At 71.2% G+C, this 13,747-nt stretch carries 14 protein-coding genes and 1 tRNA gene; 5 read left to right on the top strand and 10 right to left on the bottom strand.

What is annotated here, in order from left to right:
• Window positions 1-173: 173 nt before the first annotated feature.
• From ehuA to ehuB, 4 genes are read right to left on the bottom strand one after another with little or no spacing between them, the layout of a single operon-like run.
• Window positions 174-956: an ectoine/hydroxyectoine ABC transporter ATP-binding protein EhuA gene (ehuA, locus tag AC07CM_RS08530; protein WP_478875577.1), complete on the bottom strand. Its 783-nt coding sequence runs from the start codon at window positions 954-956 to the stop codon at window positions 174-176.
• The gene (gene ehuD, locus AC07CM_RS08525; protein WP_478875576.1) at window positions 946-1,596 is read right to left on the bottom strand and encodes an ectoine/hydroxyectoine ABC transporter permease subunit EhuD; all 651 of its coding nucleotides are present in this window, start codon (window positions 1,594-1,596) and stop codon (window positions 946-948) included. The genes ehuA and ehuD overlap by 11 nt, the downstream gene beginning before the upstream one ends.
• A complete protein-coding gene (gene ehuC / locus AC07CM_RS08520; protein ID WP_478875575.1) occupies window positions 1,593-2,312 on the bottom strand; it encodes an ectoine/hydroxyectoine ABC transporter permease subunit EhuC in 720 nt (239 codons plus the stop codon). Before ehuC ends, ehuD begins: the two co-directional genes overlap by 4 nt.
• Window positions 2,309-3,235, bottom strand: a complete 927-nt coding sequence (gene ehuB, locus AC07CM_RS08515) for an ectoine/hydroxyectoine ABC transporter substrate-binding protein EhuB (RefSeq protein ID WP_478875574.1) — start codon at window positions 3,233-3,235, stop codon at window positions 2,309-2,311. Before ehuB ends, ehuC begins: the two co-directional genes overlap by 4 nt.
• Window positions 3,236-3,281: 46 nt before the next feature.
• On the opposite strand from ehuB, the gene AC07CM_RS08510 reads away from it, so the two are divergent.
• Window positions 3,282-3,776 (top strand): DUF3830 family protein, encoded by a 495-nt coding sequence (locus tag AC07CM_RS08510; protein WP_478875573.1) that lies wholly within the window; start codon window positions 3,282-3,284, stop codon window positions 3,774-3,776.
• Here AC07CM_RS08510 and AC07CM_RS08505 read toward each other — a convergent pair.
• Window positions 3,757-5,145, bottom strand: coding sequence for an amidase (locus AC07CM_RS08505; RefSeq protein ID WP_478875572.1), 1,389 nt, complete (start codon window positions 5,143-5,145; stop codon window positions 3,757-3,759). The two genes, AC07CM_RS08510 and AC07CM_RS08505, sit on opposite strands and share 20 nt — an antisense overlap.
• A gap of 16 nt (window positions 5,146-5,161) precedes the next feature.
• The gene (locus tag AC07CM_RS08500; protein WP_478875571.1) at window positions 5,162-6,142 is read right to left on the bottom strand and encodes a D-2-hydroxyacid dehydrogenase; all 981 of its coding nucleotides are present in this window, start codon (window positions 6,140-6,142) and stop codon (window positions 5,162-5,164) included.
• 97 nt (window positions 6,143-6,239) lie between these two features.
• Here AC07CM_RS08500 and AC07CM_RS08495 point away from each other — a divergent pair, with 97 nt between their 5' ends.
• The 3 genes from AC07CM_RS08495 (at window position 6,240) to AC07CM_RS08485 (ending at window position 9,020) form a co-directional block, all read left to right on the top strand.
• The gene (locus AC07CM_RS08495) at window positions 6,240-7,106 is read left to right on the top strand and encodes a maleate cis-trans isomerase family protein (RefSeq protein WP_478875570.1); all 867 of its coding nucleotides are present in this window, start codon (window positions 6,240-6,242) and stop codon (window positions 7,104-7,106) included.
• Entirely contained in the window at window positions 7,103-7,834 is a 732-nt protein-coding gene (locus AC07CM_RS08490; protein WP_478875569.1) for a maleate cis-trans isomerase family protein, read from the top strand. Before AC07CM_RS08495 ends, AC07CM_RS08490 begins: the two co-directional genes overlap by 4 nt.
• Before the next feature lie 97 nt (window positions 7,835-7,931).
• On the top strand, window positions 7,932-9,020 hold the full coding sequence (locus AC07CM_RS08485; RefSeq protein WP_478875568.1) for an LLM class flavin-dependent oxidoreductase: 1,089 nt from the start codon (window positions 7,932-7,934) through the stop codon (window positions 9,018-9,020).
• Here AC07CM_RS08485 and AC07CM_RS08480 read toward each other — a convergent pair.
• Window positions 8,999-10,804 (bottom strand): putative bifunctional diguanylate cyclase/phosphodiesterase, encoded by a 1,806-nt coding sequence (locus AC07CM_RS08480; protein WP_478875567.1) that lies wholly within the window; start codon window positions 10,802-10,804, stop codon window positions 8,999-9,001. The two genes, AC07CM_RS08485 and AC07CM_RS08480, sit on opposite strands and share 22 nt — an antisense overlap.
• 365 nt (window positions 10,805-11,169) lie before the next feature.
• Between AC07CM_RS08480 and AC07CM_RS08475 the strand changes: the two genes are divergently transcribed.
• Window positions 11,170-12,384 (top strand): M6 family metalloprotease domain-containing protein, encoded by a 1,215-nt coding sequence (locus tag AC07CM_RS08475; protein ID WP_478875748.1) that lies wholly within the window; start codon window positions 11,170-11,172, stop codon window positions 12,382-12,384.
• A gap of 158 nt (window positions 12,385-12,542) precedes the next feature.
• Here AC07CM_RS08475 and AC07CM_RS08470 read toward each other — a convergent pair.
• From AC07CM_RS08470 to AC07CM_RS08460, 3 genes are all read right to left on the bottom strand, one after another.
• Window positions 12,543-12,616 (bottom strand) — tRNA-Lys (locus tag AC07CM_RS08470).
• On the bottom strand, window positions 12,607-13,194 hold the full coding sequence (locus AC07CM_RS08465) for a bifunctional DNA primase/polymerase (RefSeq protein WP_478875566.1): 588 nt from the start codon (window positions 13,192-13,194) through the stop codon (window positions 12,607-12,609). The genes AC07CM_RS08470 and AC07CM_RS08465 overlap by 10 nt, the downstream gene beginning before the upstream one ends.
• A gap of 124 nt (window positions 13,195-13,318) precedes the next feature.
• Window positions 13,319-13,690, bottom strand: a complete 372-nt coding sequence (locus tag AC07CM_RS08460; RefSeq protein WP_478875565.1) for a hypothetical protein — start codon at window positions 13,688-13,690, stop codon at window positions 13,319-13,321.
• Between the last annotated feature and the right edge of the window lie 57 nt (window positions 13,691-13,747).

Here is a 13,747-nt window from a genome sequence, read left to right as displayed (position 1 = left end):
TCCGGTCGGCGGATCGCTACCACGATAACGGGCAAAGAGCCGTTGGGGAGAGGGTGTTGGCGAGATTGTGCCCCTCTCCGGGCCCTCCCAACTGCGGCGCAGACCCTCTGGCATATGCCGGAGTCATCACCCAACGCCCCGACCTCGGCTCTTCCCGCCCTCACGTCTCGTAGTCACAGCACCGCGCTGAGGAATTCCCGGGTCCGGTCCTGCTCCGGATCGCTGAAGATCTTCTCCGGCGAACCGGATTCGAGCACACGTCCGGAGTCGAACATCAGCACCTGATCCGAGATGTCCCGGGCGAAACCCATCTCGTGGGTCACGCACAGCATCGTGATGTCGGTGCTGCGGGCGATGTCCCTGAGCAGATCGAGGACGCCCGCGACCAGCTCGGGGTCGAGCGCCGAGGTCACCTCGTCCAGCAGCAGCACCCGCGGCCGCATCGCCAGCGCCCGGGCGATCGCCACCCGCTGCTGTTGGCCACCGGAGAGCCGGGTCGGCCTGGCGTCGCACTTGTCGGCGAGGCCCACCAGGTCCAGCAGCTCCCGCGCCCGTGCCTCGGCCTCGTCCCGGGACATGCCGAGGACCTGCACCGGCGCCTCGGTGATGTTCCGCAGCACGGACATGTTCGGGAACAGGTTGAACTGCTGGAACACCATCCCGATCTTCTTGCGGACCTCCCGGACCTGCTTCTCCGGGGCCGGGAACAGCTGCTCCCCGTCCACGGTGATCGTGCCCTCGTCCGGCTTGGTGAGGGTCATCAGCAGCCGGAGGATCGTGGTCTTCCCGGAGCCCGACGGCCCGATCAGGGTCACGTGTTTGCCGGGGGCGACGGAGAAGGACAGGTCGTCCAGGACGGTGTTCGTCCCGAAGCGTTTGGTGACCCCGTCGAGGCGGATCACATCGGTCGGCTGGGCGTCGGTGGCCGACGACTTCGTTCGGGTCTCAACGGACAAGGCGTCGCTCCAGGGCTCGCAGAAGAAGGGAGGCCAGGTAGGAGATGAGGATGAAGGCCACCCCGATCACGGTCAGGGGCTCGGTGAACTGGAAGTGCTGCTGGGAGAAGAGCCGGGCCCGCCCGAGCATCTCCAGCACGGTGATCACCATCAGCATCGGCGTGTCCTTGAGCATGGCGATCACGTAGTTGCCGAGGGCGGGGACCACGCGGCGGATCGCCTGCGGCAGGATCACCGCCGTCCAGGTCCGCCGCCTGGGCAGGTTCAGTGCCGTCGCCGCCTCCCACTGGCCGACGGGCACCGCCTCGATACCGGCCCGGTAGACCTGCATCGTGTACGTGGAGTAGTGCAGGCCGATCGCGAAGACGCCGGTGGCCAGCGCCGAGAAGGTCAGGCCCCACTCCGGCAGCACGTAGAAGAGGAAGAACAGCTGCACCAGCAGCGGGGTGTTGCGCACGAACTCCGTGACCACCCCGACCGGCCAGCGCACGAACCGGCTCGGCGTCCGCATCAGCAGCGCCCACACCAGGCCGAGGGTGAAGGACAGCAGCGAGCCGAGGGCCAGGGCCTGCAGGGTGACCAGCAGGCCGTCCCAGAAGCGCGGCATGAACTCGCTGACGGCGTTCCAGTCCCACTTCATGCGACTCGACCCCCCACTCCGGTCGTCTGCGCCCGCTTCAGCTCACGCGCCGCCGACTCCGTACCGGCGTCCTTGCCGACCCCGGCCTTCAGCCGCTTCTCCAGACCGCGCATCAGCCGGGTGAGCACGAAGGCGATCACGAAGTAGATCAGCAGCACGTAGGTGTAGATCTCCGCGCTCTGCTGCAACGCCAGCCGCACCAGGTTGGCGCTGAACGTCAGATCGCCCATGCCCATGACCGACACCAGCGCGGTGCCCTTGAGCAGTTCGACCAGCAGGTTGCAGAAGGACGGCATCATCTCCGGCACCGCCTGCGGCAGCAGGACCAGCCGCAGCCGCTGCCAGGGCGTGAAGCTGAGGGCGATTCCGCCCTCCTTCTGCGCCGGGTCCACCGCGTTCAGCGCGCCGCGCACGATCTCCGAGCCGTACGCGCCGTACGTCAGGCCGAGCGCCAGCGTGCCCGCCCACATCGGCACCAGCTGCCAGCCGAAGGCGACCGGCAGCACGAAGAACACCCAGAAGATCATCACCAGCGCCGAGGTGCCGCGGAACACCTCGGTGTAGAGACCGGCGAGGAAGCGCACGATCCACCGGTGGTGGGTGCGGGCGACGCCCACGACGAAGGACACCGCCGTGGCCAGCAGCGCGCTGAACACCAGCAGCTGGACGGTGGTCCATATGCCTTTCAGTACGAGTTCCCAGAGCCCCGAGGTCATCCGGCGCACAACCCCTTCGCGGTGAGGTCCGTCATCTCCGCCTCGGTGAAGCCGAAGGGCCGCAGGATCCGGAACAGTTCCCCGCTCTTCTTCAGCTTGCGCAGCTCGACGTCGAAGGCGTCCCGGAGCTTCGTCTCGGTGGGCCGGAACGCGAACGCGCCGCCGTCGACGTGCGGTTTGCCCTTCACCAGCGGCGCGAAGGGCTTGGTGGCCTCCGCCTTGCTCGACTTCTTCACCACCTCGCGGGTGGTCAGCGCCGTACCGGCGAAGGCGTCGACCCGCCCCGCCTCCACGGCGTTCAGCCCCGCGACCTGGTCGGGGACGATGAGGATGTCGCCCTCCGCGTATCCGGCCTCCACCGCGTACTGGATCTCGGCGTACCCGGTGCCGGTGGCGAACCTGGCCTTCTTCTCCACCACGTCCCGGTAGGAGTTCAACCCCTTCGGGTTCCCCTTGCGGACGATGAACGAATCAAGCATCTGGTAGTCCGGATCCGCGAAGATCACCTGTTCGCAGCGGTCGGGATTGACGTACATCCCGGCCGCCACGACATCGAACTGCTGGGAGTTCAGCCCGGGGATCAGCGAGCCGAACTCGGTCGGCACCGGCTGCACCCGGTCCACCCCGAGCCGCTTGAAGATCACTTTCGCCAGCTCCGGCGCCTCACCGGTGAGATGGCCGTTCTTGTCGATGTACCCGAAGGGGATCTCACCGGCGATCCCCAGCCGTACGACACCCTGTGCGCGCAGCCGGTCGAGCAGGTCGCCGCCGTTCTCGTCCGACGCGGAGGCCACCCGCGTACAGCCCGCCGCGCCCAGCGCGCCCACCGCACCCAGCGCCGCGGCACCCGCGAGCACCGAGCGCCTGCTGTGTCTGTGTTCCGACCGGATCGTGTGCACGTCGTTCCCAAGTGGTGGAGCCATGGCGGCGCGGCTACCCAAGCGCACTCGTCCTATGCACCCTGGATTCATGGCCGATCGATTCGTCACCGTCTCGCTGGACAAGCGGGACGCGCACTGCACGGCACGACTCCTGGACGACCGAGCGCCCCTGACCTGCGCGGCGGTGTGGGAGGCACTGCCACTGGCGGGCGGCGTGTACCACGCGAAGTACGCGCGCAACGAGATCTACGCGCTTTTCCCGCCCTTCGCCTCCACGGAACCCCCACTGGAGAACCCGACGGTCACCCCGATCCCCGGCGACCTCTGTTACTTCTCCTTCGCCGGCGCCGAACTGGGCACGCGGGCCTACGGATACGACCGCGAGGTCAGCCCCGGCACCACCGTGGTCGACCTGGCCCTGTTCTACGAGCGCAACAACCTGCTGCTCAACGGAGACGTGGGCTGGGTGCCCGGGATCGTCTGGGGCCAGGTCGTGGACGGACTGGAGGCGATGGCCGAGGCCTGCAACGACCTGTGGCGCGGCGGGGCGGCGGGGGAGACGCTCAGCTTCCGGAGAGCGTGAGGCCCCCCTCGTACAGGGCGTGCGAGGCCCGCAGCACCAGGTCGTCGCGGTGCCGGGCGGCGACGATCTGCATCCCCACGGGCAGTCCGTCGTCGTCCGCGCCGACCGGCACGGTCGCCGCCGGCTGCTGGGTCAGGTTGAACGGGTAGGTGAACGGCGTCCACCCGGTCCAGCGCCGGAGGCCGGAGCCCCTGGGCACCTCCTCGCCCGCCTCGAACGCCGTGACGGGAAGGGTGGGGGTGACCAGCAGGTCGTACCGCTCGTGGAAGCGGCCCATCCGGCGGCCGAGGTCCATGCGGACGTCCACCGCGGCCAGGTAGTCCAGCGCGCTGTATCTCGCGCCCCGCGCGCAGATCTCCCTCAGGCCCGGGTCGAGCAGCTGCCGCCGGCGCGGCGAGAAGCTCTGGGTGAGCCGGGCCGCGCCGCTGAACCACAGGGTGTGGAAGGCGTCCACCGGCTCGCTGAAGTCCGGGTCGGTCTCCTCGACGTACGCACCGAGGTCCGCGAGTCCGGCCACGGCCCGCCGCACGGCCGCCGCGACCGCCGGGCGGACCGCCACCTGCCCGCCGAGGGACGGCGAGTACGCGACCCGGAGCCCGCGCACGCCCTGGTCCAGACCCGCCGTGAACGACTCCGCCGACGGGGGCAGTGCGGACCAGTCGCGCGGATCGGGCGCGCCGATGACATCGAGCATCAGCGCCGCGTCGGCAGCGTCCCGGGTCATCGGGCCGACGTGCGAGAGCGTGCCGAACGCGCTCGCCGGATACAGCGGGACCCTGCCGTACGTCGGCTTCAGCCCGAAGATCCCGCAGAACGCGGCCGGGATGCGGACGCTGCCGCCGCCGTCCGTGCCCAGTGACAGCGGGCCCGCGCCGAGCGCGACGGCCGCCGCGCTGCCGCCGCTGGAGCCGCCCGCGGTGCGGGAGGGGTCGTACGGGTTGCGGGTCACGCCGGACAGCGGGGAGTCGGTGACGCCCTTCCAGCCGTACTCGGGTGTCGTGGTCTTGCCGAGGAACACCGCGCCGTGCTCGCGCAGCCGGGCGACGGAGGGCGCGTCCTCGTCCCAACTCCCGTGTTCCGAGATGGCCTTCGAGCCCCGCAGGGTGGGGTGACCGCGCAGCAGCAGAATGTCCTTCACCGTCACCGGCACCCCGTCCAGCAGACCGGCCGGCTCGCCGCGCCGCCACCGCTGAGCCGACTCCCGTGCCCGGGCGAGCGCGTCCTCCTCGGTGAGGCGCACGAACGCGTTCACCTCCGGCTGGATCCGCCGTGCCCGCTCCAGGGCCTGTTCGGTCGCCTCCACCGGGCTGAACTCGCCCTTGCGGTAGCCGTCGAGGAGTTGTACGGCGGTCAGGTCGGTGAGCTGCATGCACCCTCCCGGGGTGTCAGTGACCGGGCACGTACCCGCGTTTCTTGTCGACCACGTTCACCAGGGATCTGCCCGCCGCCCACCGCTCGTACAACTCCACGAACTGCGTGCCCAGTTCGTCCCGCCAGCCGACCGTGTCGCCGCTCATGTGCGGGGAGAGGATCAGCCCCGGCAGCCCCCACAACGGGCTGTCCCCGGGGAGGGGTTCGGTGGCGAACACGTCCAGGGCGGCACCCGCGATCCAGCGCAGTCGCAGCGCCTCGGCCAGGGCGTCCTCGTCGACCAGCTGACCGCGGCCGACGTTCACGAAGACCGCCGACGGCTGCATCACGCCGAACCGGCGGGCGTCGAACATGCCGTGCGTCTGCTCGGTCAGCGGTGCGGCGGCGATCACCCAGTCCGCGCGGGAGATCAGCCGGTCCAGGTCGCCCGGGCCGTGGATGCCGGTGCGTGGGACCCGCCCGACCAGCGCCGTCGTCACGTCCAGCGCCTTCAGGGTGCGGGCGATCGCCCGGCCGATCGGCCCGGAGCCGACCACGCACGCGCGCGTGCCCGCCACCCGCCGGGTCTCCCGGTGCCGCCAGGTCCGCTCCCGCTGCAGCTCCAGCGTGCGCGGCAGATCCTTGGCCACCGCCAGCACCAGGGCGGCCACGTACTCGGCGATCGGCTGGTCGAAGATCCCGCGCGCGTTGGTCACCACCGTGTCGGAGAGGGCGAGTTCCGGGCACATCAGGTGGTCCACGCCCGCGCTCGCCGTGTGCACCCAGCGCGGTCGCGGCCCCTCCCCGGGCCAGGCCTCCCGTACGGCGTGCGAGGTGAAGTCCCACACCAGCAGCACGTCCGCCGCCGGCAGCGACCCGGCGAGCCCGGCCGCGTCGGTGTGCACGATCCGGGCCCGGCCGGTGAGCCGCCCGAGGCGGGGCGGCGGGTCGGCGTCCAGGACGAGGAGGGTGGGCAGGGTCGACGTCACGCGGGCGGCTCCGGGGGAGTCTGACATGCGCGGATTGACCACGCTCGCACCCGAACCTACCTTCGTCAACACGGGCGTACGACGACCGTTCCCTCGTCTCCCAGAGTGAGGCCGGTGCCTTGCCATGGACGTCTCCTTTCTCGGCGGACCCCGCCCCCAGCGCGGGGTCGGCGTGGTCGCCCCGTTCGACTTCGCGCTCGACCGCGAGCTGTGGCGCTGGGTCCCGGACGAGGTGTCCCTGCACCTGACCCGGACCCCGTTCGTGCCGGTCGAGGTGAGCCTGGACCTGGCCCGGCTGGTCAGCGAGCACCAGACGCTCGGCGACGCGGTGCGCGCGCTGAGCGCCGTCGCCCCCGAGGTCGTCGCCTACGCCTGCACGTCCGGCAGCTTCGTCGACGGCATCGCGGGCGAGCGGGCGATGTGCGCGGCGATGAGCCTGGCGGGCGCGCTGCCCTCGGTGACCACCTCCGGCGCGCTGCTGGAGGCCCTGGACGAGCTGCGGATACGCCGGGTCGCGCTGGTCACCCCGTACACCGTGTCCGTGACCCGGGCGCTGGAGGAGTACGTCGCCGAGGCCGGCGTGCGGGTCACCGGCTGCGCCTTCATGGGCCTGACCCGGCACATCTGGCAGGTGCCGTACCGGGACGTGGCCGCCATGGCCCGCCGCGCGGTACGCCCCGGCTCGGCCGACGCGCTCTTCATCTCCTGCACCAACCTTCCGACGTACGACGTGATCCCCCAACTGGAGGCGGAGCTGCGCATCCCGGTGCTCTCGGCCAACCAGGTCACGATGTGGGCTGCGCTGCGCCGACTGGGTACCCGAGCCGTGGGGCCCTATCAGGCGCTGCTGGACGAGGCGGCGCGTGACTGGCCCGTACTGCCGGAAGCAACGCAGGAACAGCAGGAACGGCACGGACAGCACGGACAGCACGGACAGCACGGACAGCACGGACAGCAGGAACAGCAGGAACACGGAGAAGGGCTGACATGACTGCACTCGGTTTCCTCTACCCGGGCCACTCCGGCGAGGACGACTATCCGCGCCTCGAGCAGCTCCTCGGCAGCGACATCCGGGTGGACCTCGTGCACACCGACATCGGCGAGGACGCCCACCGGGTGGACGCGCTGCGCGAGATGGGCTCGACCGAGCGGCTCGCCGAGGGCATGGAGGGGCTGCGGCTGGCCGGCGCCGAGACGGTGGTGTGGGCCTGCACCAGCGGCAGCTTCGTGTACGGCTGGGAGGGCGCCCAGGACCAGGTGCGGACGCTGGCCCGGCTGGGCGGGATGCCTGCCTCCTCGACCTCCTTCGCCTTCGTGCACGCGGCGCAGGAGCTCGGGGTGCGCCGGGTCGCGGTGGGCGCGACCTACCCGGAGGAGGTGGCCGCGCTGTTCGCGGAGTTCCTGCGGGCCGGGGGCCTGGAGGTGGTCGCGGTGCGGTCGTCCGGGATCGTCACGGCGGCGGAGGTCGGGACGTGGGGTGAGGAAGAGGTGCTGACCCTGGCCCGGGCCGCGGACACCACCGGCGCCGAGGCGGTGCTGCTGCCGGACACGGCGCTGCACACGGCCGCGCACCTGTCGCTGCTGGAGAAGGCGCTGTCGAAGCCGGTGCTCACGGCGAACCAGGTGTCGGTCTGGGAGGGACTGCGGCTGGCCGACCGGCGGGTGAACGCGCCCGCCCTGGGGACGCTGTTCACCAGGGAACCCATCGTCCAGGCCTGAGCGGACCCCACCTGCCGGTACGCCCGGAATAAACGGGGACAGCCTCCTGTTAAAGCCCGGAAGGACAGCACACGGCCGAAAACAGGAGGCACACACCGTGTCGGCAGACGAGATCCGGGGCACGACGCACGGGACCGCCCCCGTCCCCCTCTCCGTACTGGACCTGGTGACCGTCGGCGCGGGCAGCACCGCCACCGACGCGCTGCGCACCAGCGTGGAGCTGTCCCGGTTCGCCGAGTCGCGCGGCTTCCACCGGTACTGGGTGGCCGAGCACCACTCCATGCCCGGCGTCGCCTCCTCCTCGCCCGCCGTGATCCTCGCCCACCTCGCCGCCCACACCGACCGCATCCGGCTCGGCTCCGGCGGCGTGATGCTGCCCAACCACGCCCCCCTGGTCATCGCCGAGCAGTTCGGCACGCTGGAGGCGCTGGCCCCCGGCCGGATCGACCTGGGCCTCGGCCGGGCACCCGGCACCGACGGGGCCACCGCGGCGGCCCTGCGCCGCACCGACACCCTCAACGAGGGTGCCGACGACTTCCCGCAGCAGCTGGCCGAACTCACCCGCTTCCTGGACGACGACTTCCCCGACGGGCATCCGTACCGGCGCATCCACGCGATCCCCGGCCCGGTGCAGGGCAGCTCTCCCGGCGGCGTCCAGTCCCCGCACCGCCCGCCGGTCTGGCTGCTCGGTTCCTCCGGCTTCAGCGCTCGCCTCGCCGGTCTGCTCGGGCTGCCCTTCGCCTTCGCCCACCACTTCTCCGCGCAGAACACCATCCCGGCCCTGGACCTGTACCGGCAGACCTTCCGGCCCTCCGAGGTGCTGGCCGAGCCGTACGCCCTCATCGGCGTCTCCGCCCTTGCCACGGACGACGAGCGGGAGGCCCGCCGGCAGGTGAAGGCGACCGCGCTGAACATGATCCGGCTGCGCACCGGCCGCCCGGGCCTCTTCCCCGACCCCGACGACGCCGAGAAGTACGAGTTCAGCCCGATGGAGGAGGACTTCGTCGCCTCCTGGACCGGCAACGTCGTGCACGGCACCGCCGACGAGGTCCGTGCCGGCCTGGACGACCTGCAAAAGCGCACCGGCGCCGACGAGTTGATGCTCACCTCGCACGCCCACCGCGGCGAGCTGCGGCTGCGCTCCTACGAACTGGTCGCGGACGCCTACGGCTTGCCCACCGCGTAGGTCTTCTCGCCCAGCAGCTCGGAGATACGATCCGGCGGCACCGGACGCGAGTACAGCCAGCCCTGTCCGGTGTCGCAGCCGATCCGGCGCAGCCGTGTGGCCTGCGCCGAGGTCTCCACGCACTCCGCGGTGACCGTCAGGCCGAGGCGGTGGGCCAGCTGGATCATCGCCTCCACGATCACCTCGTCGGCCGGGTTGGGCGCGACGCCCTTGGGTGCCTCCTCGTACTGGAAGCCGCGCACGAAGGAGCCGTCCAGCTTCAGGACCTTCACCGGCAGCCGGCTCAGATACGCCAGGTTCGAGTAGCCGGTGCCGAAGTCGTCGATCGCGATGCGTACGCCCATGTCGCTCAGGGCCTGCAGGGCCTGCAACGGGCGGCCCGCCGAGCCCATCACGGCCGACTCGGTCAGCTCCAGCTGGAGCAGGTGCGGGGCGAGCCCGGTCTCGGCGAGGGTCTCGGCCACGTCCGCGACCAGGTCGGAGTCCCAGACCTGGCGCACGGCGACGTTGACGCTGACGAAGATCGGCGGTTCGCCGGGGTGGTCCAGCTGCCAGCGGCGTGCCTGCCGGCAGGCGGTCGCGAGCGCCCAGCGGCCGAGTTGGACGATCGAACCGTCCTCCTCGGCCAGTCCGATGAACCGATTCGGCGTCAGTGTGCCGAACTGAGGATGATTCCAGCGGACCAACGCCTCGACCCCGCTGAGCCGTCCGTCCTCCATGCCCACCAACGGCTGGTATTCGAGGGCGAATTCACCGCGCTCGATGGCGGGGCGGAGGGTGGAGGAGAGGGCCTGGCGGGTCATGCGGTGTGCGTTGCGTTCGGGGTCGAACAATGTCCAGCGGGCCTTGCCGTCCGCCTTCGCCCAGTACAGCGTCGTGTCGGCCGCCTGCATCAGGCCCGTGGCGGTCGTACCGGCCGCGTGCCGTTCCACGACGCCGATGGACGCGGTCAGCGACAGCCGCTGCCCGGCCAGGTCGAAGGGCTCCTCCAGGGCCTTCAGCGCGGACTCGGCGAGGTCGGCGAGCTGCTCGGTGCCGGTGGAGTCCTCGACCAGCAGGGCGAATTCGTCGCCCCCGAGCCGGGCCACCAGCGGGGTTCCGGCGCGGGCGTACCCGGCCTCGTCTGCGACCCGGGTCAGCCGCTCGGCGACGGCCGCGAGCAGCCGGTCGCCGACGCGGTGGCCGAGGGTGTCGTTGACCGCCTTGAAGCCGTCCAGGTCCAGGTAGCACAGGCCGATCCGGCCCGTGCCGCTCTGCTCGTACGACTCCGCCTCCAGCGCGGCCGACAGACGCTCGAAGAACAGGGTGCGGTTGGGCAGCCGGGTCACCGGGTCGTGCATCTGCAAGTGCCGCAGCCGGGCCTGGAGTTCGCGGCGGGCACTGATGTCGCCGACCGACAGCAGGACCCCGGGCCCGCCGCCGGCCAGCGGGGCGACGGTGACCTGCACCCACAGCGAGTGCCCCTCGGGATGCTTCAGACGGCGGCTGCAGCGCAGCCTGGCCTGCCGGCCGCGCAGCACCTCGCGGTAGGCGTGCCAGGTGCGGGCGTCCGAGGCCAGGTCCACCAGATCGGCGGCGACCCGGCCGGTCAGCGCGTCCGGCCGGGTGCCCAGCAGCTCGCCGAAGGCGGCGTTGGCGCTGACGACGAGACCCTCGCCGTCGAGGACGGCCATGGAGAGCGGGGCGGTCGCGAAGACACGGCGATAGGTGCTCAGGTCACTGTCTGTGACGGCTGACCGGTCGAGGTCTGCCGCGGGCGTCGGCCCTTCGGACGTTCCGCTCACCGCTCGCTCCCGCAGTGCACTCGATCTCTGTCCGTGCCGGAAAGTGTGCCGATCATAGAGGCTGGCCCCGGGGCCTTCCAGTCACTCTCCAGTGTCCCGGACAGACCACAGGTTCTGACAGATCGTTTCTGCCCGCACCTGGACGGGTTCTTCGGGCCCCCGACCAGTTGTGACGTTCCGTGAGTGTTTCGGGGTGTCGGCACCCGACGCGCGCCGGCGCGCAAACGGGCGTACTCACCCTTCTGGTTCAGGCAAACAGGACGAACAGGGATAAAGTCCCACAGTCTGGATGCGGTGTCCCGCGAACCGCATCCGGAGGTCCTTCCGTGCCCAAGCTGCGCAGCACCGCCGCCGTGTTCACCACGATGTCGGCGCTCGCCGCGACCTCGATCCTCTCCGGGCCGTCGGTCGCCGAGCCCTTCTCGACGGCCCCCTGCGCGCTGCACCGCACCGACGCCCACCACTCGGAGGGCGTGGACACCTGGAACACCGACTACAACCGCCCGACCGGTGCGCTCGACGCCGTCATGATCTTCCTGTCCTTCCCGGACGCCACCCCGCGCATCACCCCCGCCCAGCTGGCCGCCGACCACTTCCCGGCCACCAGCCGCTTCTTCGCGCAGGCCTCCTACGGCAGGTTCACGCTGCGCCCGCACCCGCTGCGGCACTGGCTGCGCATGCCGCGACCGTCGTCCGCGTACGCCATAAAGCGCGACTGGAACGCCGACGACCGCGCCGCCTACCTGCGCGATGCCTTCGCGGCGGCCGACCGGGAGGTGGACTTCTCCCGCTACGACGTCATCTACTTCGTGGCCGACCCGGACGCGCCCGGCGTGGACTCGGACGCGACGAAAGTCGTCAACCTGGACACCCCCCTGCATGTGGACGGCACGGACGTGCGCCGGGTCGTCACGGTGTTCGAGAAACACCCGCCCGACCGTCTGGTCCTCGCCCATGAGACCGGGCACGTCTTCGACCTCCCCGACCTCTATCACCGCCCGGCCGACGGCAAGGGCGACTGGGACACGTACGTGGGCGACTGGGACCTGATGGGAAGCCAGTTCGGGATGTCCCCGGACCTGTTCGCCTGGCACAAGTGGAAGCTGGGCTGGCTGGATCCGCGCCAGGTGGTGTGCGTGCGGGGCGCGGGGCCCACCCGGCTGACCCTGGAGCCGCTGGCCTCCGGCCCTGGCATCCCGGTGCAGGGTGCGGCCGGCGCCCCGGCCTTCGGCCTCGGGCACGGCGTGAAGCTGGCGGTGGTGCGTACCGGTCCGGACAGCGTCCTGGCCTTCGAGGCGCGCGGCGCGGCGGGCAACGACCGTGCGGCCTGCCGCCAGGGCGTCCTGGTGTACCGGGTGCGGGGCGGCGCGGAGTCCGGCGGCGGCCCGGTCGAGGTGGTGGACGCCCACCCGCGGTCCGAGGCGTGCTGGGAGAACTCGGTCTACCCGCCGCTCGCCGATGCCCCGGTCTCCCTCGGCGAGAGCTTCACGGTGCCCGGAGAGGGCGTGAGGGTGGAGGTGGAGGACCGGACGGCGTCCGGTGCCTGGAACGTCAAGATCACACCGGGAGTGGTGGGCTGAGGTCCCGGGACGCGGTGACTTCTCGAGAAACGGTTGCCGGACCGACCTGGATGGGGGTGTGGGTGGCGAAGCCCCCGCAACGCGCGGCGAAGCCGCGCAAAAACAGAGATGGCGAGGAGCTTCGCGCTTTCCGCGAACACGCCTCGCCATCGTCATTGTGCGCCGCCAGGGACTCGAACCCCGGACCCGCTGATTAAGAGTCAGCTGCTCTAACCAACTGAGCTAGCGGCGCCTGCTGACGTCGTAGACATTAGCATCATGGTCGGCGGGAGGAAAAATCGATATCCGTACGGCCGCGCGGGCCGCCCGTACGGCCGCCCACAGCACGACCTCCGGGCCGGGCAGCCAGGGATGACGGGTGTCCGGGGCGACCAGCCAGCGGCAGCCGCCGGCGGGGGAGTCGCTGGTGGGGGAGTCGCCTCCGTCCAGCGCCGGGACGGTCACTGCGTCTCCGGTGCCGTGACAGAGCAGGGGTGGCACCGCCTCCGTGCGGTGGGACCCCCACTCCTCCCAGGTCAGCAGCGAGGGCAGCCGCTGGGCCGTGCCCGGGGCGGCGAACAGGAGCATGCGGCCCCGGAACACCGCGACGGGTCCCGAGCCGGGCCCGTCGTCCCATAACCGGTCCAGCATCCGGCGTCCGAAGATCGCCGGAGCGCTCACCACGTCGAAGACGGTCCCGCAGGGCAGGACCAGCGGGGCGTCCGGGCGCTCCCGCCAGTAGGCCAGCGTGCTTCGCGGATACGTTCCTGCCGAGGCGAGCCAGGCGGCTCCGTCGGCGGTGGCGCAGGTGACGTTCGGCGTGCTGCTCATGCCGACAAGGTCTACCGGCCGTGAGCGAACGGTTCTTCTGGGTTGCGGAAATTCGGGACAGGAGGGGCGGGGAGGAGTATCGTGCCCGCCTGGCATATGCCAGGCGTGTTTGGGCCGGACGGGGTCACACGGGGTCGACGGGCGTCCGGCCCTCCGTCTCGACCCCACGGATCAGATCCCGGCCGAACTCCACCATCTTCTTCGCGTAGTCCTCGGTCCACTCCGCCCGCTCGGCGATGTCCGCCGGGGTCAGCCGGTCGAACCGGCGCGGGTCGGCGAGCTGGGCGGCCGCGATGGCCTGGAACTCCACGGCCCGGTCGGCCGCCACGCGGAACGCCTGGGTCAGCTCCGTCGCCCGCGCCAGCAGCGCCCGCGGATCCTCGATCGACTCCAGGTCGAAGAAGTGCTCGGGATCGCCGGCCGCCTCCGCGGGCTCGAAGATCAGAGGCGCGGGGCGTAGCCGCGGTTGGTGCCGACGCGGCGTGGGCTCCGCCATGTCTTCATCTCCTCCTCGTACCGTTCGGTGGGCCCCGCCTTCAGGTGGGCCACCGTC

The organism is Streptomyces sp. NPDC044061 (genome assembly GCF_056434305.1).
Note: the sequence above shows the minus strand (reverse complement) of the source record. Positions and strands in the feature narration are given on the sequence as shown.